The organism is Pseudomonas fluorescens (genome assembly GCF_902497625.1).
Taxonomy (GTDB): domain Bacteria; phylum Pseudomonadota; class Gammaproteobacteria; order Pseudomonadales; family Pseudomonadaceae; genus Aquipseudomonas; species Aquipseudomonas fluorescens_BQ.
This window is the reverse complement of sequence record NZ_CABVGX010000010.1, coordinates 63,186-83,013: the sequence shown is the minus strand read 5'-3', so window position 1 is coordinate 83,013 and position 19,828 is coordinate 63,186. Positions and strand designations below refer to the sequence as shown.

Below are 19,828 nucleotides of genomic sequence, written 5' to 3'. Positions count from 1 at the left end.
GTCCGATGAGTTTCAATCTTTCCGAATGGGCGCTGCGCAATCGCCAGATCGTACTGTTCCTGATGATCTTGCTCGCGGTTGTCGGTGCACTTTCCTACAGCAAACTGGGGCAAAGCGAAGATCCCCCGTTCACCTTCAAAGCCATGGTCGTGCGCACGATCTGGCCGGGGGCGACGGCGCAAGAAGTCTCGCGGCAGGTTACTGAACGCATCGAAAAGAAGCTGATGGAAACCGGCGAGTACGAACGCATCGTGTCGTTCTCGCGCCCGGGTGAATCCCAGGTAACCTTTATTGCCCGCGATTCCATGCACTCGGTGGACATCCCCGAGCTCTGGTATCAGGTCCGCAAGAAGGTCAGCGACATCCGTCACACCCTGCCGCCGGGTGTTCAGGGGCCGTTTTTCAACGATGAATTCGGTACCACCTTCGGCAATATCTACGCGTTGACCGGCGACGGTTTCGACTACGCCGTGCTCAAGGACTACGCCGATCGGGTGCAGATCCAGCTGCAACGGGTCAAGGATGTCGGCAAGGTCGATCTGCTCGGGCTGCAGGACGAGAAAATCTGGGTCGAGTTGTCCAACGTCAAACTCGCCACCCTTGGTTTGCCACTGGCGGCAGTGCAGCAGGCGCTGCAGGAGCAGAATGCGGTCTCGACGGCGGGGTTTTTCGAAACCACCAGCGAACGATTGCAGCTACGGGTGTCGGGAAATTTTCAGACAGTTGAAGAGATAAAGAACTTCCCTATCCGCGTCGGTGATCGTACGTTTCGTATCTCCGATGTCGCCAACGTGCGACGTGGTTTCAACGATCCCCCTGCGCCGCGCATGCGTTTTATGGCCGAAGATGCAATAGGTCTGGCCGTGGCCATGAAGGACGGTGGTGACATTCTGGTACTGGGCAAGGCGCTGGAAGTCGAATTCGCGCGAATCCAGAGAAACCTGCCGGCGGGCATGCAATTGCGCAAGGTCTCCGACCAGCCGGCTGCGGTGAAAACCGGAGTCGGGGAATTCGTTCAGGTGCTGGTGGAAGCCTTGGCGATTGTGTTGCTGGTTAGTTTCTTCTCGCTCGGTGTGCGCACTGGCATGGTGGTGGCGCTGGCGATTCCGCTGGTGTTGGCGATGACCTTTGCCTGCATGTATTACCTTGGCATCGGCCTGCACAAGATTTCCCTCGGTGCGCTGGTACTGGCGTTGGGACTGTTGGTGGACGACGCGATCATCGCTGTGGAAATGATGGCGATAAAAATGGAGCAGGGCTTCGACCGGGTGAAGGCCGCGAGTTACGCCTGGACCAGCACGGCGTTCCCGATGCTCACCGGTACGCTGATCACCGCCGCCGGTTTCCTGCCGATCGCTACCGCCCAGTCGGGCACCGGTGAATACACCCGCTCGATCTTCCAGGTGGTGACCATCGCGCTGCTGGCATCGTGGGTGGCGGCGGTGGTTTTTGTGCCGTATCTGGGGGAAAAACTGCTGCCAGATCTGGCGAAAATTCATGCCGCCAGACATGGCACTGCGAACGGCGAGTTCGACCCTTATGGCACGCCGTTTTATCAGCGCGTCAGGCGACTGGTTGAGTGGTGCGTGCGACGCCGAAAAACCGTGATCGTGCTGACCGTTGCGTTGTTCGTGGCGTCTGTCGTGCTGTTTCGATTTGTCCCACAACAGTTCTTCCCGGCATCCGGTCGCCTGGAATTGATGGTTGACTTGAAACTGGCGGAGGGCGCGTCCCTCAGCAACACCGCCGACGAGGTCAAGCGCCTGGAAGCACTGCTCAAGGACCATGCGGGCATCGACAACTATGTGGCTTATGTCGGCACCGGTTCTCCGCGATTTTATCTGCCACTCGATCAGCAACTTCCTGCGGCAAGCTTCGCCCAGTTTGTCGTACTCGCCAAAACCATTGAAGAGCGTGAGACGCTGCGTCTGTGGCTGATCGAAACGCTCAATGAACAATTCCCGACCCTGCGCTCGCGGGTCACGCGACTGGAGAACGGCCCGCCCGTGGGGTATCCGGTGCAGTTTCGGGTGACCGGTGAGCACATCGAGGAAGTCCGTGACCTGGCAAGAAAAGTGGCGGCCAAGGTTCGCGAGAATCCGCATGTGGTCAATGTCCATCTCGATTGGGAAGAACCGAGCAAGGTCGTATACCTCAATGTCGATCAGGACCGCGCGCGGGCCCTCGGCGTGAGCACGGCGAACCTGGCGAAATTTCTGCAGAGCTCGCTGACCGGTTCCAGCGTCAGTCAATACCGCGAAGACAATGAGTTGATCGAGATTCTTCTGCGCGGCACCTTGCATGAGCGCACCGAACTGTCGTTGCTGCCGAGCCTTGCGGTGCCAACCGACAACGGTCGCAGCGTGGCCTTGTCACAGATCGCCACGCTCGAATACGGTTTCGAAGAAGGCATCATCTGGCATCGCAATCGGCTGCCTAACGTGACGGTCCGCGCCGATATTTATGGCAAGCAGCAACCGGCGACGCTGGTGCAGCAGATCATGCCGACGCTCGATCCGATTCGCGCGCAGTTGCCGGATGGTTATTTACTGGACGTGGGCGGCACGGTTGAGGATTCGGCACGCGGGCAGAACTCGGTGAAGGCCGGTGTGCCGCTGTTTATCGTGGTGGTGCTGACGTTGCTGATGCTGCAACTGCGCAGTTTCTCACGCACGGTGATGGTGTTTCTGACGGCGCCGCTGGGGCTTATCGGGGTGACGCTGTTTCTGATGGTGTTCCGTCAGCCCTTCGGCTTTGTGGCGATGCTGGGGACGATTGCGCTGTCGGGAATGATCATGCGCAATTCCGTGATTTTGGTGGATCAGATCGAGCAGGATATCGCGGCGGGTCTGAAGCCCTGGCAGGCGATTATCGAGGCGACAGTGCGACGCTTTCGGCCAATTGTGCTGACCGCACTGGCAGCGGTGCTGGCGATGATTCCGCTGTCACGCAGTGTGTTTTTCGGGCCGATGGCGGTGGCGATCATGGGCGGGTTGATCGTGGCCACGGCGTTGACGTTATTGTTTTTGCCGGCGCTGTATGCAGCCTGGTTCAGGATCAAGAACGACCCGGCCTGATCCGGGCGCTAAATGCAGCATCTGCGGCTGGTGCAAAATCTGTAGGACCCGGGCTTGCCCGCGATGGCGGTGTCATTTAACTCTGACAGTGACTGATCCACCGTCATCGCGAGCAAGCTTTGCTTCTACGGGAAAATAATCAGAGGGTCCCGAACACTTTCTTCGCCAGGCTGGTCGCCGCAGCCGCCGGGTTCTGGCGGATGGTTTCTTCCTGTTTGCCGATCATTTCAAACAGTCCATTCAACGCTTGTTCCGTCACATAACTTTCAATGTTGGCGCTCTTCGCATCAAGCACGCCCAAGGTTGCCGCCTGACCGGCAAACGAGTTGTACTGCTTGGCCAGACCTACCTGATCGGTGGCTTGCTTGACGATCGGCAGAAATTTCGTCCGGATCTGCTCGCGACTGGTTTTGCTCAGGTATTGGGTGGCCGAATCGTTGCCTCCGCTGAGGATGCCTTTGGCATCGTCCACGGTCATTTTTTTTACCGCTTCGACCAGGATTGGCCGGGCCTGAACCACGGCGGTTTCGGCGGCCTTGTTCATGCTGGTTTCCAGTTGATCGACTTGAGCGCCCATGCCGAACGCTTTCATCTTGCTGGCGACTTTGCCCAGTTTGCCCGGCAGTTCGATTTTCACTTCAGGATTGTTGCTGAAGCCGCCCGGTGCGCCGAGTTGTTTTACGGCCAACTGTGCACCTTGGGTCAGTGCATCTTTCAAGCCGCCGGTGGCGTCCTTTTGCGACAGGTCATTGAGCGACAGCGCAAGCGCGCTGGCAGAAATCATCAGGCCTGCGCACAGGCCGGCAAAGCGTAGGGTAGGGCGGAGCATGCTGGCTTCCTCTCAACAAAAAACGCGTGGAGCAGCGATTGTGCACCGCTGCTTTGTGAGTCATGCCTCAGGCTGTACCGCGACCAGGTCCGCGGCATCTTCACTGCGATGCAGCGCAACCTGACGGATCGACAACCGGATCTCCGCCGGCAATACCCGTTTGGCCGCGCCTTCAGCGAGCTCGCCGAGCAAGGGGTGGTAGCTGAGCTTGCCCGCTTCGTCGCGCCGCAGCACGTCGAGGTCAAGCATTGTCTGGATGAAGTGGCGGAACAGGCTCTTGTCGAAAAATTCCGGCGCGTTCAGACCATGCAGAATCGACAGGCGCTGAGCCATGACCGTGCACAAGTCCTCCAGCTCTTCGGCGCTGAGACTGTTCTGCCCGCTGTTGAGCAGCAGCGAGACGGTCATGTAAAACCGCTGCAAGGTTTGCGCGATGCTCTTCGACAGCAGCGTCAGCAGCACGAAATGCCGCGAGCTTGGCGCTGGACGCAAGTACACATCGTTCTCGAAACGCAGCAGGCCTTGTTCGACGAATGCTTCAAGCCACTGATCGACCACCGCATCCAGCTCGTCCAGTGACCAGCGAATGAACAGTTCCGATTGCAGGTAGGGATACAGCGCCCGGGTGTAGCGCAGAATCTGCTCGCGGCTCATGCGCGACGTGCTCTGGAAGAAGCTCGCCAGCAACGACGGCAAGGCAAAAATATGCAGGACGTTGTTGCGGTAGTACGTCATCAGCACCGCATTCTGCTCATTGAGATACAGAATCTTGCCCAGGGCATCGTTCTGCTCGGACAACAGATCCATGTCCTTCACGTGCTCGATCAACGCTCGGCCGTCGCCCGCCGGCAACGTGGTGTGCGGCGAGTACGGAACCTTGCGCAGCAGCGCCAGATAAAGATCGAGCACCCGCGCCATGGCGCGATCATCCAGGGCCAGACGCGTGGTGGACAACAGCGCCAGCGCGACCAGATTGACCGGGTTGATCGCCGCCGCTTCGTTCAGATGCTGCGCGACTTTTTCGCCCAGGCGGTTGGTAGTTTCGTTGAGCCAGGCCGGTTTGAACTGCGGGCCGTGTTCCTGCTGGCGCCAGTCGGGCTGTTCGCTGTCGAGGAATTCCGCCAGCTTGATCGGCTCGCCGAAGTTCACTGCGACTTGACCAAAACGCTGCTTCAGCGCACCGATGACTTTGAAGATGTCGAAGATCGATTCTTTCTTCTTGGTTGCGCCGCGCAGTTCGCCCAGATAAGTCCGGCCTTCGAGCACGCGTTCATAGCCGATATACACAGGGATGAACACTATCGGCATGCGCGAGGAGCGCAAGAAACTGCGCAGGGTGATCGCCAGCATTCCGGTCTTCGGTTGCAGCATGCGTCCGGTGCGCGAACGGCCACCCTCGACGAAATATTCGACCGGAAAACCTTTGGTGAACAGGGTATGCAGGTATTCGTTGAACACCGAGGTGTACAGCGGATTGCCCTTGAAGGTGCGACGCATGAAGAACGCACCGCCGCGCCGCAGCAGGCTGCCGATCACCGGCATGTTGAGGTTGATCCCGGCGGCGATGTGCGGCGGCGTCAGGCCGTTGCGGAACAACAGATACGAGAGCAGCAGGTAATCGATGTGACTGCGGTGACACGGCACATAGATGACTTCGTGGCCCTGGGCGACCTTCTGCACGCCTTCAATGTGGTTGACCTTGATCCCGTCGTAAATCTTGTTCCAGAACCAACTCAGCACCACTTCCAGAAAGCGGATCGCGGTGTAGGTGTAGTCCGAAGCGATCTCGTTGCCATAGCGCAGCGCCTGGACCTTGGCTTTTTCGGGGGAAATGTTCTCCCGCTCGGCCTCATCAAGGATCGCTTGCTTGACCAGCGGTTGATTGAGCAGACCTTTGACCAGGTTGCGACGGTGAGAAATGTCGGGGCCGATCACGGCGGCTTTGAGGTTGCGGAAGTGTACGCGCAGGATGCGCTGGGCCATGCGCACGGTGCGCTCGTGGCCCTTGTTATGATCGATCAGTTCGCGCAGGTGTATCGGCGCGGAGAACTGCACGCGGGTCTTGCGCCCCAGCACGATGATGCTGAGCAATCGGCGCAACCGGCCGGTGACCGCCCAGCTGTCGGCGAAGAGCAGTTTCCACGGGCTCGATTCGCTGTCCGGCGACTGCCCCCAGAACACGCTGACCGGAATGATCTGCGCGTCTTCGGCAGCGTTCTGGCTCAGGGCGCTGACCAGACGTGTCAGGGTCGGCGGTGCACCGCGTTTGTCCTGACGGCCGAGCCAGTCGGGCTCTGGTGTCAGGTAGAAAAACGCAGCGGGTTCGATCAACGTCCCTACCGACACCGGCAATACCGGCCTGGGCAGGCCGGCCTTGCTGCATTCGGTATCGACCACGGCGAGGTCGGTCAGCGAAGGATTTTGCAGGACGTAGAACACCGGGCGGCTGCGGTCGAGGTTGAGGGTGAACGACGACTGATTGATCGTCTCCGAGCGAACCCAGAGGTACAACAGCCGGCGCAGGGTGCCAAACACAAGACGACGGAACGGGGAGCGGGTCATACGGCTTCTGCGTGAGTGAATAAAACCGAGCCTTTGCCCGGGGCTCGACAGTGTGCCGTATTAGCCGAAAATCGGCAAAAAAGCGCGGGAAGTAAAGTTGAGTTGAGAGATCGCGCGGCTGACCTATACTCGCCCGCTCAACAATAAAAACAAGGGGCAGCAACTTATCGCTACGCGCGTAACCGGCAATGTGAAGTGGTTCAACGATGCCAAGGGCTACGGCTTCATTCAGCGCGAGGACGGGGTGGATGTGTTCGTTCATTACCGCGCGATTCGCGGTGAGGGCCACCGTTCTCTGGCTGAAGGTCAGCAGGTTGAATATGCCGTGGTGACCGGCGACAAGGGTTTGCAAGCTGAGGATGTGGTGGGGCTGTAATCCGTATCGTACGCATCACCCAAAATCACTGTGGGAGCGAGCCTGCTCGCGATGAGGCCCTTCCAGCCAACATCAATGTTGACTGTCAGTCCGCTATCGCGAGCAGGCTCGCTCCCACAGGTTTTGCTTAAGCGGTTTTCCAGGTGATCTCTTCTTCACCATCGGCGCTGATGCGCATCCAGCGATCCGCCGTTTCCTCACCTTCTTCTTCAACCCAGCTACCCGGCGCGCAACGCACTTCCACATTCAGCGCGGCAAATGCGGCACGGGCGCAGGCGATGTCGTCTTCCCACGGCGTCTGGTCGCTTTCCAGGTACAGGCTGTTCCATTTTCCTACCGCTTTGGGCAGCCAGGTCACCGGCACGTTACCGGCCTTGCACTTGTACGTCTGACCTTTCTGCACCCAGTCGGTGCACGGGCCCAACGCGGTGCCGAGCCAGGCTGCGACGGCTTTGTAGTCGGCGTCGGCGTCTTTCAGGTAAATCTCGATATCGGGTTGGCGCATGGATGTCCTCACTGCGGGTCTGAAAAATCCATTCGCGGATTTAGCCGGCTTCGAGCTGTCGCTCAAGGCCAAAAATTATTGAAGTACGAAGTAATCGTAACGCATCGACACGGTGACCTCGAACGGATCCGCCTGATCGACGACTTCCGCCCGTCGTTCAGCACTGGCGCGCCAGCCGTGAGGCGTCATCGCCAGCAGGTTGGCGCGATCCTGGCCGCTTGCAAGGGTCAGTTTGAATTCGAGGTTTTCGCTGTGCTGCAGCGCCATGCCCTCCGGTACCAGCGCCAAATGCTTGTCGTCCGTGTACTCACGCACTTCGTCGTAAAGACGCTCACGCAATTCCATCAGATGGCCGCTGGTGGGACCGACTTTCATCAGGCCGCCCCCGGGGCTGAGCAGACGTTTGGCTTCTGCCCAGTCCAGTGGACTGAAGACGCTGGCGAGAAACTGGCAACTGCCGGACGCCAGCGGCACGCGCGCCATGCTGGCGATCAACCAGGTCAGCTGCGGATCACGTTTGCAGGCGCGTTTGACCGCTTCCCGCGAGATGTCCAGCGCGTAGCCATCGGCATCGGGCAAGGCTTGGGCGATTTGCGCCGTGTAGTAACCCTCGCCACAACCGATGTCCAGCCAGCGTTGCGGTGCGTATCCGCCAGCCAGTTCGGCGAGACGTTTGGCCACCGGTGCGTAATGCCCGGCGTTCAAAAAGTCGCGACGGGCTTCGACCATCGCCAGGTTATCCCCTGGGTCGCGGCTGTTTTTATGCTGCACCGGCAGCAGGTTCAGATAACCCTGACGCGCACGGTCGAAACGATGCCCGGCGGGGCAGGCCACGCCGTTGTCCACCGGGTTGAGCGGCTCACTGCAGATCGGGCAGGCGAGCATCAGGCGAGCAACTTGATCAGGGTCTGGTAGTAGATTTCGGTCAGCACATCAAGGTCGGCGGCGAGCACGCGCTCGTTGACCTGATGGATCGTCGCGTTGACCGGGCCGAGCTCGACCACTTGCGTGCCCATGGTCGCGATGAAACGTCCGTCAGACGTGCCGCCGCTGGTGGATGCGCGGGTTTCCCGCCCGGTGATGTCCTTGATGCTTGACGCTACGGCGTCCAGCAAGGCGCCCGGTTCGGTCAGAAACGGCAGACCCGACAGCGCCCAGTCGATGTGCCAGTCCAGACCATGTTTGTCGAGAATGTCGGCGACGCGTTTCTGCAGACCTTCCACCGTGGATTCAGTGGAGAAGCGGAAGTTGAACACCGCCACCAGGTCGCCCGGGATCACGTTGGTCGCGCCGGTGCCGGAATTGACGTTGGAGATCTGGAAACTGGTCGGCGGGAAGAAATCGTTGCCGTGGTCCCAGTGTTCGGCAGCCAGTTCGGCCAGCGCCGGGGCGGCGAGGTGGATCGGGTTTTTCGCCAGGTGCGGATAGGCCACATGGCCCTGGATACCGCGTACAGTCAGTTTGGCCCCGAGCGATCCGCGGCGGCCGTTCTTGACCACATCGCCGACCAGGGTGGTGCTTGACGGCTCGCCGACGATGCACCAGTCCAGACGTTCCTTGCGCGCGGCGAGACGTTCGATCACCGCTTTGGTGCCGTGGTGCGCCGGGCCTTCTTCGTCGCTGGTGATCAGGAAAGCGACCTTGCCCTTGTGGTCCGGGTAGTCGGCGACGAAACGTTCGGCGGCCACGGTCATCGACGCGAGACTGCCTTTCATGTCTGCCGCGCCACGGCCGCAGAGCATGCCGTGTTCGTCGATGACCGCGTCGAACGGGTCGATTTGCCAAGCCGTAACGGGTCCGGTCGGAACCACATCCGTGTGACCGGCGAAGCACAGCACCGGACCGTCGTGTTTGCCGTGGGTCGCCCAGAAGTTATCCACATCTTCGATACGCATCGGTTCCAGCTGAAAACCGGCATCGCCCAGGCGCTGCATCATCTGCTTCTGGCAATCGGCGTCGACCGGCGTCACGGAGGGACGACGGATCAGGTCGATGGCGAGTTGAAGGGTCGGCGAAAGGTCGGCGTGGGCCGTCATGGAAAACTCCGGAGATCATGAATGTGGGCGCGGACTAATTGTGGGAGCCAGCCTGCTGGCGATGGCGATGGCGATGGCGGTGAGGCAGTCAACATAAACCGGGATTGTTACATTGCCATCGCGAGCAGGCTCGCTCCCACAGGGATGGATATCACGCCAAGCCCTGCAAAATGGCGGTTATCTTAAAGCAAAACGGCGACCATTGGCCGCCGTTTAGTGCATCTGCAAAGATTTAGACTGCCGGGGCCGTCTGCGCTTCCAGCGCCGGTTTCGGCAGTGAAGACAGGAACGCCATGATCAACGCTGCCAGATAAGGCAGCGACTGCACCAGCAACATGATCACCCAGAAGCGCATGTCGTTGCTCGGCATGCCGTTCACCAGGTAAATCCCTATCGCCGCGCCCCATAGCAGCAGCATGATGAACACTTCCTCGCGAGCCTCCGAAATCGCCACCCAGAAGCCATGGTTATCGGCGTTTTTGGGTGTGCGGAAGAATGGAATGCTCGTGGTGAAGAAGCCATAAAGCACCGCTTTGGCGATGGTGTGTGACAACGCCAGGCCAGCGAGTGCGGCGCAGAATGCATCTTTCAGATTGACGCCGACCGCGCGACGGTACAGGAAGATGATCTTGCCAACCTTGAACACAAACAGCGCCAAAGGTGGGATTGCGAAGATCAGCAACGGCGGATCGACCCGTTGCGGCACGATGATCATCGCCGCCGACCATAACAGTGCGCCGACAGTGAAGAAGATGTTCATGCCATCGGCGACCCACGGCAACCAGCCCGCGAGGAAGTGGTAGCGCTGGCCACGGGTGAGCTCGGAACCCTTGCCACGCAACAGGCTCGCAGTGTGGCGCTTGATGATCTGAATCGCCCCATAGGCCCAACGGAATCGCTGTTTCTTGAAGTCGATGAACGTATCGGGCATCAAGCCTTTGCCATAGCTGGTGTGGTAGTACGCCGCCGACAAGCCTTTCTCGAACACACGCAAACCCAATTCGGCATCTTCACAGATGCACCAGTCAGCCCAGCCGAGCTCCTCGAGCACCGAGCGACGGGTCATGGTCATGGTGCCGTGCTGAATGATCGCGTCGCGGTCGTTGCGGGTCACCATGCCGATATGGAAGAAGCCTTTGTACTCGGCGTAGCAAAGCTTTTTGAACGTGCTTTCGTCCTGGTCGCGATAATCCTGCGGCGACTGCACCACGGCGATTTTCGGATCGGCGAAGTGCGGCACCATGTGCTTCAGCCAGTTTGGATCGACGCAGTAGTCCGAGTCGATCACGGCAATGACTTCGGCATCCTTGGCGGTATGCGGGATCAGGTAATTCAACGCGCCGCCCTTGAAGCCGGCCAGCGGTGCAACGTGGAAGAACTTGAAGCGCGGGCCGAGTGTTTCGCAATAATCGCGCACCGGTTCCCAGACCGCAGGGTCCTTGGTGTTGTTATCGATGATCAGGACTTCGAAGTCCGGATAGTCGAGATTAGCCAGGGCGTTGAGGGTTTGTTTTACCATCTCCGGCGGCTCGTTGTAGCAAGGCACGTGAATCGAGACTTTCGGTCTGTAGTCCGAATCTCCTACCACCGGCAGGAATTCTCGACGCCGCTTGTGTGTCCAGACTGCTTCGGCCAGTTCATGCGCCTCGGTCAGCAGTACGATAAATACCCCGAGTGCGCCGAGGGCCAGCAGTATTCCTACGGTCAGGCTGAACCACGTGCTGTATTGCAGGCTGTAGTCATAACCGATCCACACCAGGACCGAACCGCACAGAAACGCGATAAAGGTCAGGAAGGTGCGGCCACGTTGACGCAGGGCAGAGCCGTCGATCATCAGCAGGGTCAGCGACAGCAGCGCCAGAACCACTGAGCCGACGGCCAATACGCGCCATTGCGGGATGGCCACGACCGGCCCTTCGAAATTGAATTTCTGCTGGCGTGCGGCATTGAACACGCCCCAGTAAGCGCCCACAGAACCCTCGTCGCTGGCCTTCCACGGCTGGTCAAACGCTTCGATCACGAAGTAGTTGAAGCCCTGGCGGTTAAGCTTGTTGACCAGCGTGCGCAGGTAGATCGCCTGATCGGCCGGCGACGCATCCGCACCACCGCGCATCCGGCCGTTGCTCGGCCAGCCGACTTCCGACAGCAGCAGGGGCTTTTTCGGGAACATCTTCTTCAGGTCGCGAGCGCGATCGAGGACAAATTGCCCCGATTGCTCCATCGGCACGTGTTCCCAATAGGGCAGAACGTGGGCAGCGATCAGGTCAACGTGCTTGGCCAGGCTGGGGTTTTCTTCCCAGATGTGCCACTGCTCGGACGTCGTCACCGGCACCTTCACGGCAGCGCGAACGCGGTCGAGAATGATGCTGAGCTCGGCAGCGGTAATTTCCTTGCGGAAAATCGCCTCGTTGCCTACAACCACGCGAACCACGCTGCGTGAGCTGTTGGCAATTTCGATGGCCTTGAGGATTTCTCGCTCGTTGCGCTCTTCGTCCGGGCTGATCCAGATACCCAGTGTTACCCGCAGGCCGAATTCTTCAGCCAGTTTGGGGATATTGCCCAATGGCCCGTCCACCGAGTAAGTCCGGATGTTATCCGTGAGCTTGCTCATGATCTCCAGGTCGCGACGCATTTCATCGTCGCTCGGGTATTGAGCTTTTTGCGGGTATTGGCCCTGTTGGAAAGGCGAATAGGAAAAGCCGGAGATTTGTTCAGGCCAATTGGGGGCGGTAACCGGGCGATTGATCAGCGCCCAGAAGCCGGTAAACAAGGCGGCGATGGCGAGCACCACGACCAGGTTGAGTCCAAATTTACGCGATGACATAGCTTTTTCGGGTTCCAGGGGCTGCTGAACGAAGGAACGGTCGGCGGCTGACTGCCTAGGGGCATGGGGCGCGCATCCTACACTGGGCGTTCACTGACCGTACAGCGGACAGGGAAAAGCCCGACGTTGGGCAGTCGAACTTGCCGTAAGTTCTTGGATTGGACCTTGTAGGACAATTCTTGGTTCTGTCTTGCCTGAATAAAGCCGTTCATAGAGCAAAGATGCTCTTGGCCGCCGACGGCCCTATAATGCGCGCCGGTTTTTCAGGTAATGGTCATGAGCACAGAAGATCCGCGGTTTGCAGGTATCGCCCGTTTGTACGGCATCGAAGGCCTTGAACGCTTGCGCGCCGCGCACGTGGCGATCGTCGGCGTTGGCGGGGTTGGTTCCTGGGCGGCGGAAGCCATCGCACGGTGTGGCGTGGGCGAAATTTCGTTGTTCGATCTGGACGATGTCTGCGTCAGTAACGCCAACCGTCAGTTGCACGCGCTGGACAGCACCGTCGGCAAGCCCAAGGTCGAAGTGATGGCCGAGCGCCTGCGCGGCATCAATCCGGACTGCGTGGTGCACGCCGTGGCGGATTTCGTCACGCGCGAGACCATGGCCGAGTACATCACGCCGAACATTGATTGCGTGATCGACTGCATCGACAGCGTCAACGCCAAAGCGGCGCTGATCGCCTGGTGCAAACGTCGCAAGATTCAGATCATCACCACCGGCGGCGCGGGCGGCCAGATTGATCCGACGCTGATCCAGGTCTGCGATTTGAACCGCACGTTCAACGACCCGCTGGCGTCGAAAGTACGCTCCACGTTGCGCCGCGATTACAATTTCTCCCGCACCGTGACTCGCCACTACAGCGTGCCTTGCGTATTTTCTACCGAACAACTGCGCTACCCGAAACCGGATGGCAGCATTTGTTTGCAGAAGAGCTTTGTCGGCGATGGCGTGAAGCTTGACTGCGCCGGCGGCTTTGGCGCGGTGATGATGGTGACGGCAACCTTCGGCATGGTCGCCGCCACCAAGGCTGTGGACAAGATTGTGGCAGGCGTGCGGCGGCTGGCAGATCGGGTGAAGCCGGCGGTTTGATGGTTGCGGCAGAAGATGCCATCGCGAGCAGGCTCACTCCCACGTTGGGCCGGGTTCTCTCCGCGGACCCGATCAACTGTGGGAGCGAGCCTGCTCGCGATGGCGATCAACCCGCCAACTCATTCATCCGCTGAAGCACCGCGTTGAGGCCATTACTGCGCGAAGGTGACAGTTGTCGCGACAAGCCGAGTTGCGCAAACCACTCCGGCAAATCCACCGCCCGCAACTCACTGGCCGACAACCCGTTGACCCGCGCCAGCAGCAACGCCACCAATCCGCGTATCAATCGTGCATCGCTGTTCGCGGCGAATTGCCAATGACCGTTCACTAACGCTCCGACCAACCACACCTGACTTTCACAGCCATGCACGCGATTGGCTTCAATCTTGTCGGCGTCGCTTAACGCCGGCAGCCGATCACCCCATTGCATCAGCAGGCGCGCGCGTTGTTCCCAACCCGCTGCATTCTGAAATACATCCAGCGCAGCGACCGCCTCGGCAGGCAAACTCATCGCAACAGCTCCAGGGCCTGATCCAGCGCTTCAAAAAATCGTTCGAGGTCTTGCGAGTCGTTATACAACGCCAGCGACACCCGAATCGCCCCCGCCAGTTCGAAGCTTTTCAGCAACGGCATGGCGCAGTGATGACCGGCGCGCACAGCGATGCCTTGTTCGGTCAGCAAATGCGCGAGATCGGAGTTATGCACACCCTCGACGACAAAACTGGCTAACGCCAGTTGCGGCTTGCCGAGCAAGCGTATGCCGTTGCGTGCCTCAAGACCTTTGATCAAATAATCATGCAGCGCTGCTTCATGGGCAGACACGGCGTCCTGATCCAGTCCGGCCAGATAATCCAGCGTCGCGCCGAGCCCGATCACACTGGCGATTGGCGGCGTGCCGGCTTCGAATCCCAACGGGGCCGGGCGAAAGCGCGCGCTTTGATAATCCGCGTCCAGCACCATTTCGCCGCCGAACTGCCAATGACGCACTCGAGGCAGCGCATCATTGCGAGCGAACACCACGCCCAGCCCATCCGGCCCATACAACTTGTGGCTGGAAAACACGTAGAAGTCGCACCCCAACGCCTGCACGTCGTGCCGGCCGTGGACCACACCTTGCGCGCCATCGATCACGCTCAGTGCGTCATGGGCTTTGGCCATCGTCAGCAGCGCAGGCAGAGGCTGCCACGCACCGAGCACGTTGGACAGCTGACTGACCGCCAGTAAACGAGTGCGCGGCCCGATCAACGCTGCGGCAGCATCAAGGTCGATCAAGCCGTTGTGATCCAGCGGCAGAATCACCAGTTTCGCGCCGCGACGGTGGGCCAGTTGCTGCCATGGCAGCAGGTTGGCGTGATGCTCCAGGGCGCTGATGGCGATTTCATCGCCCGGATTGAATACATGCTCCAGTCCATAAGCGAGGAGATTCAGTGCAGAGGTCGCGCCGTGGGTAAAGATGATCTGCCCGCTGTCGCCTGCATTCAACCATTGTGCGACTTTGCTCCGGCTGTTCTCGAACGCTTGAGTCGCATGGGCGCCGGGCAAGTGCTGCGCACGGTGCACGTTAGCCGCGCCATTAGCGTAGTAGTGCGTGAGCGCATCTATCAGGGCTTGCGGTTTTTGCGTGGTGGCGGCGTTGTCCAGATAGGTCTGGTCCTGCCGCTGCAGCGCGGCAATGGCCGGAAAGTCGGCGCGCCAAGGGGAGGGAATCATCATGGAATGCGGCCCTGGTGAACATGGGCAGGTAGGCCAAACCTTGTAGGAGCAAAAAGTTTGCTCGCGATGGCGTCTTTGAAGCCATCCAAAGCTCCGCGAGCAAGCTTCGCTCCTACAGGTCAGGGCATCGTTCGACGCTGCGCTTAGTTGTGAGCGTGCAGCGCTTCGTTCAATTCGATAGCCGATTTGTGGGTTTTGCATTCCACCGCACCGGTCTCCGAATTGCGCCGGAACAGCAGGTCCGGCTGGCCGGCCAGCTCACGCGCCTTGACCACTTTGACCAGCGCATTGTTTTCGTCCAGCAGCGCGACTTTGGTGCCCGCGGTGACGTACAGGCCCGACTCGACGGTGTTGCGGTCGCCCAATGGAATGCCGATACCGGCGTTGGCGCCGATCAGGCAGCCTTCGCCGACCTTGATCACAATGTTGCCGCCGCCCGACAGGGTGCCCATGGTCGAGCAGCCGCCGCCCAGGTCCGAACCCTTGCCGACGAACACGCCCGCAGACACGCGGCCTTCGATCATGCCAGGGCCTTCGGTGCCGGCGTTGAAGTTGACGAACCCTTCGTGCATCACAGTGGTGCCTTCACCCACGTAAGCGCCCAGGCGCAGACGGGCAGCATCGGCGATACGCACGCCGGCCGGGACCACGTAGTCGGTCATTTTCGGGAATTTGTCGACCGAGAACACTTCCAGCAGATCGCCACGCAGACGCGCTTCCAGTTGACGCTCGGCCACTTCGGCCAGGTCGATCGCACCCTGGCTGGTCCAGGCCACGTTCGGCAGCAACGGGAAAATCCCGGCGAGGTTCAGGCCGTGCGGCTTGACCAGGCGATGGGACAGCAGGTGCAGTTTGAGGTAAGCCTCTGGCGTCGACGACAATTGTGCGTCGTCAGCCAGCAAGGTCGCGACCAGTGGCTTGTGGCTTTCGGCCAGACGGGTCAGCAGCGCGGCTTGAACGGCGTCAATGCCTTTGAGCGCGTCGGCCATTTGCGAAGCCTGGGTGGTGGTGAAGGTGATGGCCTGGTTGCCTTCGCTATAACCCAGCACTGGCGCTACGGCCGCAACCACGTCGGCTGGCGGATTCAGCAGCGGCTGCGCGTAAAACACTTCCAGCCATGCGCCTTGACGGTTTTGCGTGCCGACACCAAAGGCCAGGCTGAACAGGGTAGTGGACATGTAAATACCTCTAACAAATTGATCGGGCTGCTTACTTGATGGCAGCCGCGTAGATATCTGGCTTGAAGCCAATCAGGGTTCGGTCACCGAGATCAAGCACCGGGCGCTTGATCATCGAGGGTTGGGCGAGCATCAACTCGATGGCTTTCGACTGGTCGAGATCGGCTTTGCGTTCGTCTTCGAGCTTGCGAAAGGTCGTGCCTGCACGGTTCAACACCACTTGCCAGCCGTGCTCGTCGCACCATTGGGTCAAGTGTTGACGGTCGATTCCGGCCGTTTTGTAATCATGAAATTCATAGCTGACAGCGTGTTCATCGAGCCAGGTGCGCGCCTTTTTCATGGTGTCGCAGGCTTTGATGCCGAAAAGGTGCAACGTTTTGCTTGAAACGGTCAAGGAATTGCCCCCTTTACAGGTGCTGAAAAAAAAGGTGAAGGATTATGCCATGACCCGTCGGTTAGCGGATAAAACCTGTGGCAGCCAGTTTGCTCTCGGAAGCGGGGATTCGATCATCATGGGCGTTGGGTGGTACATCATCTTCGCGAGCAGGCTCGCTCCCACCGGGGTCTTGGCGGCGTGCGACATTGGTGTAACGGCAGGTGACCAGTGTAAGCGGCTAATATGGCACTTCATGTTGCCGACAGTCGGAACCCCGCTTTATGCAAACTGCCTACACCGTCCTGATCCTGTTGATGCTGGTCAGCGTCTCGCGCTTGGTTGGACGTGTGATTCCGTTACCGTTGCCCTTGGTGCAGATCGCTGCTGGCGCCTTGCTCGCCTGGCCGACGCTTGGGCTGCATGTTGCCCTCGATCCGGAATTGTTCCTTTTCCTGTTCCTGCCACCGCTGCTGTTTTCCGATGGCTGGCGCATGCCCAAGCGCGAATTGTGGCGTCTGCGCGGGCCGATCCTGACCCTGGCGGTCGGGTTGGTCCTGTTCACGGTGGTCGGCGCCGGTTATTTCATTCACTGGCTGATTCCGAGCATTCCGTTGCCGGTGGCGTTTGCTCTCGCGGCGGTGTTGTCGCCGACGGATGCCGTGGCTGTCTCGGCTATTTCGCAAAACCGTCTGCCAACGCCGCTGATGCACATGTTGCAGGGCGAGGCCTTGATGAACGATGCCTCTGGCCTGGTGACTTTCAAATTTGCCTTGGCGGCAGCGGTCACTGGAGTGTTCTCCCTGGCCAACGCCAGCGTGACGTTCGTGTTGGTGGCCGTTGGTGGCCTGACAGTCGGTGTAGCCTTGAGCTGGCTGGTCGGGCGCTTGCGCTCGTGGATGGTTGCGCGCGGCTGGGACGATCCGGCGACCCATGTGGTGTTCATGTTGCTGTTGCCGTTTGCTGCCTACGTGCTGGCCGAACGCCTCGGCGCCTCGGGGATTCTTTCAGCCGTCGCCGCCGGCATGATGCAAAGCTGGCTCGATTTGCTGCCGCGTCAAACCAGCACGCGGTTACTTAATCGCAGCGTCTGGTCGCTGCTGGAATTCGCCTTCAACGGCCTGATCTTCCTCCTGCTGGGCCTGCAATTACCGGACATCATCAAAGCGGTGGTCAGCCACGAAACGTCCCTGTGGCCGACATTGCTCTACCGCTGCCTGGATGTGGTAGCGATTTTCCTGGTGCTGCTGGTGTTGCGATTCGTCTGGGTGCAAAGCATCTGGCGCCTCTCGGGTCTGCTGCGCCGCCTGCGCGGAAAGGGGCACATGACGCAGGTGCCGACTGCGCGCTCGTGCTGGTTGCTGACGATGGGGGGCGTGCGCGGAGCGGTGACGTTGGCCGGCGTGTTGTCGGTGCCGATGCTAATGGGCGGCGCTGCGTTTCCCGAACGCGATTTACTGATTTTCATCGCGGCCGGGGTGATTCTGCTGTCATTGATCGCAGCGTGTATCGCGTTGCCGATGTTGTTGCGTGGCATCCAAAAAAGCCCGGACGACCAGCGCCGCGGCGAAGTGCGCGATGCCTGGCGCAAGACTGCCGAAGCTGCGATTCATGCACTGGAAGCCGAGGAGGCCAAACCCCAGGATGCCGCCGAGGCCGCGTTGGCCACTGAACTCAAGGGTCGGATCATGTCCGAATATCGCCATCAGCTGGAAGTATTCAACGATTCGGCTGAAGCCCAGGCGCTGGCATTCCAGATGGATTTGCTGGAACGGCGCCTGCGACTCAAGGCGCTGCGAGCGCAACGCCTGGAGTTATACAAACTCAGTCGACTTCACCAGATCGGTGATGACGTGCTCAGGGAAGTCCTTGCGGATCTGGACCTGAGCGAAGCCAACCTGGGACAGGTGAAGTGACTCTGGTGACCGCAATGAGGGTTACTTGCGGCGCTGAACGAAGTCCCGAATGCGCTCGGCGGCCTCAACACATTCCGCCAACGGTGCAACCAGCGCCAGGCGCACGCGGCCGGCACCGGGGTTAAAACCGTCAACTTCGCGGGACAGGTAAGACCCCGGCACCACGGTCACGTGCTGTTGAACAAACAGATCACGGCAGAACGCTTCGTCATCGCCATTTACATTCGGCCACAGATAGAAGCCACCGTCCGGTCGCTGCACGTCCATGACCGGGCCGAGAATTTCCAGAACAGCATCGTATTTTTCACGGTACAGGTCGCGGTTGGCGCGCACGTGAGCTTCGTCATTCCACGCGGCCACGCTGGCCAGTTGCGTCTGCACCGGCATCGCACAGCCATGGTAAGTGCGGTAAAGCAGGAAGCCTTTGAGAATATCGGCATCGCCGGCGACGAACCCCGAGCGCAGGCCCGGCAGATTGGAACGCTTGGACAGGCTGTGAAAAACCACGCAACGCTTGAAGTCTTTGCGACCCAGTTCCACGCAGGCGCTGAGCAGACCCGGCGGCGGCGTTTGTTCGTCGAAGTACAGCTCGCTATAGCATTCGTCAGCGGCGATCACGAAGTCGAACTCATCAGCCAGCGCGATGAGTTTTTTCAGGGTTTCGACCGGAATCAGCGCGCCTGTCGGGTTGCCGGGCGAGCAGAGGAACAGGATCTGGCAACGCTTCCAGATGTCTGGCGAAACGGCGTCGAAATCCGGGTTGAAGCCGTTTTCATCCAGGCACGGCAGGTAGTGCGGTTTGGCCCCGGCAAGGAAGGCCGCACCTTCGTAGATCTGATAGAAGGGATTGGGGCTGACCACCAGCGCGTCATCGCCCCGGTTGACCACGGTTTGAGTGAAGGCGAACAGCGCTTCACGCGTGCCGTTGACCGGCAGCACATTGCGCGCCGGATCGAGCCAGCCAGTGGGTACATCGAAACGACGTTCGCACCAGGCGGCAATGGCTTCGCGCAAAGCCGGAACGCCGAGGGTGGTCGGGTAGACGGCCATCTGATCCAGATTGCTCGCCAACGCTTCGGCGACGAAGCCTGGCGAACGGTGCTTCGGCTCGCCGATGGACAGTGCGATCGGGCGCTTGTCCGGGTTAGGCGTGACACTGCCGAGCAGGGCGCGGAGCTTCTCGAACGGGTAGGGCTGCAACTGGTTCAGAGCATTGTTCATCGGTGCGGGGTCTCTTTGAATGTGGGAGTAACAGGCGGTTCCACGGCTTTTGTGGCGAGGGGGCTTGCCCCCGTTGGGCTGCGAAGCGGCCCCTAAACCTGAGAGCGCGGTCTTACAGGCCTACCGCGT

Annotated in this window: 15 protein-coding genes; 4 read left to right on the top strand and 11 right to left on the bottom strand. The window is 59.9% G+C overall.

What is annotated here, in order from left to right; all coding sequences use genetic code 11:
* Nucleotides 1-5 precede the first annotated feature (5 nt).
* The gene (locus F8N12_RS08820) at nucleotides 6-3,077 is read left to right on the top strand and encodes an efflux RND transporter permease subunit (protein WP_150580114.1); all 3,072 of its coding nucleotides are present in this window, start codon (nucleotides 6-8) and stop codon (nucleotides 3,075-3,077) included.
* 139 nt (nucleotides 3,078-3,216) lie between these two features.
* Here F8N12_RS08820 and F8N12_RS08815 read toward each other — a convergent pair whose 3' ends face one another.
* Both F8N12_RS08815 and plsB read right to left on the bottom strand, forming a co-directional pair.
* Nucleotides 3,217-3,906: a DUF4197 domain-containing protein gene (locus tag F8N12_RS08815; protein WP_150580113.1), complete on the bottom strand. Its 690-nt coding sequence runs from the start codon at nucleotides 3,904-3,906 to the stop codon at nucleotides 3,217-3,219.
* A 60-nt stretch (nucleotides 3,907-3,966) separates the two neighbouring features.
* The gene (plsB, locus tag F8N12_RS08810) at nucleotides 3,967-6,468 is read right to left on the bottom strand and encodes a glycerol-3-phosphate 1-O-acyltransferase PlsB (RefSeq protein WP_150580112.1); all 2,502 of its coding nucleotides are present in this window, start codon (nucleotides 6,466-6,468) and stop codon (nucleotides 3,967-3,969) included.
* A 166-nt stretch (nucleotides 6,469-6,634) separates the two neighbouring features.
* Between plsB and F8N12_RS08805 the strand changes: the two genes are divergently transcribed.
* Entirely contained in the window at nucleotides 6,635-6,844 is a 210-nt protein-coding gene (locus tag F8N12_RS08805) for a cold-shock protein (RefSeq protein ID WP_150580111.1), read from the top strand.
* A gap of 127 nt (nucleotides 6,845-6,971) precedes the next feature.
* On the opposite strand, the gene F8N12_RS08800 is transcribed toward F8N12_RS08805, so the two are convergent.
* The 4 genes from F8N12_RS08800 to F8N12_RS08785 form a co-directional block, all read right to left on the bottom strand.
* Nucleotides 6,972-7,349 (bottom strand): hypothetical protein, encoded by a 378-nt coding sequence (locus F8N12_RS08800; RefSeq protein ID WP_150580110.1) that lies wholly within the window; start codon nucleotides 7,347-7,349, stop codon nucleotides 6,972-6,974.
* A 75-nt stretch (nucleotides 7,350-7,424) separates the two neighbouring features.
* A complete protein-coding gene (locus F8N12_RS08795) occupies nucleotides 7,425-8,234 on the bottom strand; it encodes a putative RNA methyltransferase (RefSeq protein WP_150580109.1) in 810 nt (269 codons plus the stop codon).
* Nucleotides 8,234-9,385, bottom strand: coding sequence for a succinyl-diaminopimelate desuccinylase (dapE, locus tag F8N12_RS08790; protein ID WP_150580108.1), 1,152 nt, complete (start codon nucleotides 9,383-9,385; stop codon nucleotides 8,234-8,236). Before dapE ends, F8N12_RS08795 begins: the two co-directional genes overlap by 1 nt.
* 232 nt (nucleotides 9,386-9,617) lie before the next feature.
* Entirely contained in the window at nucleotides 9,618-12,209 is a 2,592-nt protein-coding gene (locus F8N12_RS08785; protein WP_150580107.1) for a glycosyltransferase, read from the bottom strand.
* A gap of 270 nt (nucleotides 12,210-12,479) precedes the next feature.
* Here F8N12_RS08785 and tcdA point away from each other — a divergent pair, with 270 nt between their 5' ends.
* A complete protein-coding gene (tcdA, locus tag F8N12_RS08780) occupies nucleotides 12,480-13,298 on the top strand; it encodes a tRNA cyclic N6-threonylcarbamoyladenosine(37) synthase TcdA (protein WP_150580106.1) in 819 nt (272 codons plus the stop codon).
* 106 nt (nucleotides 13,299-13,404) lie between these two features.
* Here the strand turns inward: tcdA and F8N12_RS08775 are convergent, their stop codons facing one another.
* From F8N12_RS08775 to F8N12_RS08760, 4 genes are all read right to left on the bottom strand, one after another.
* Complete coding sequence (locus F8N12_RS08775) at nucleotides 13,405-13,809, bottom strand: SufE family protein (RefSeq protein ID WP_150580105.1); 405 nt, start codon at nucleotides 13,807-13,809, stop codon at nucleotides 13,405-13,407.
* Nucleotides 13,806-15,011 (bottom strand): aminotransferase class V-fold PLP-dependent enzyme, encoded by a 1,206-nt coding sequence (locus tag F8N12_RS08770; RefSeq protein WP_150580104.1) that lies wholly within the window; start codon nucleotides 15,009-15,011, stop codon nucleotides 13,806-13,808. Before F8N12_RS08770 ends, F8N12_RS08775 begins: the two co-directional genes overlap by 4 nt.
* Nucleotides 15,012-15,154: 143 nt before the next feature.
* On the bottom strand, nucleotides 15,155-16,189 hold the full coding sequence (gene dapD / locus F8N12_RS08765; RefSeq protein ID WP_150580103.1) for a 2,3,4,5-tetrahydropyridine-2,6-dicarboxylate N-succinyltransferase: 1,035 nt from the start codon (nucleotides 16,187-16,189) through the stop codon (nucleotides 15,155-15,157).
* Nucleotides 16,190-16,220: 31 nt separating this feature from the next.
* On the bottom strand, nucleotides 16,221-16,529 hold the full coding sequence (locus tag F8N12_RS08760; RefSeq protein ID WP_412072137.1) for an arsenate reductase: 309 nt from the start codon (nucleotides 16,527-16,529) through the stop codon (nucleotides 16,221-16,223).
* 317 nt (nucleotides 16,530-16,846) lie between these two features.
* Here F8N12_RS08760 and F8N12_RS08755 point away from each other — a divergent pair, with 317 nt between their 5' ends.
* Complete coding sequence (locus F8N12_RS08755) at nucleotides 16,847-18,478, top strand: Na+/H+ antiporter (RefSeq protein WP_150580101.1); 1,632 nt, start codon at nucleotides 16,847-16,849, stop codon at nucleotides 18,476-18,478.
* Between the two features lie 21 nt (nucleotides 18,479-18,499).
* Here the strand turns inward: F8N12_RS08755 and dapC are convergent, their stop codons facing one another.
* On the bottom strand, nucleotides 18,500-19,699 hold the full coding sequence (dapC, locus tag F8N12_RS08750; RefSeq protein WP_150580100.1) for a succinyldiaminopimelate transaminase: 1,200 nt from the start codon (nucleotides 19,697-19,699) through the stop codon (nucleotides 18,500-18,502).
* Between the last annotated feature and the right edge of the window lie 129 nt (nucleotides 19,700-19,828).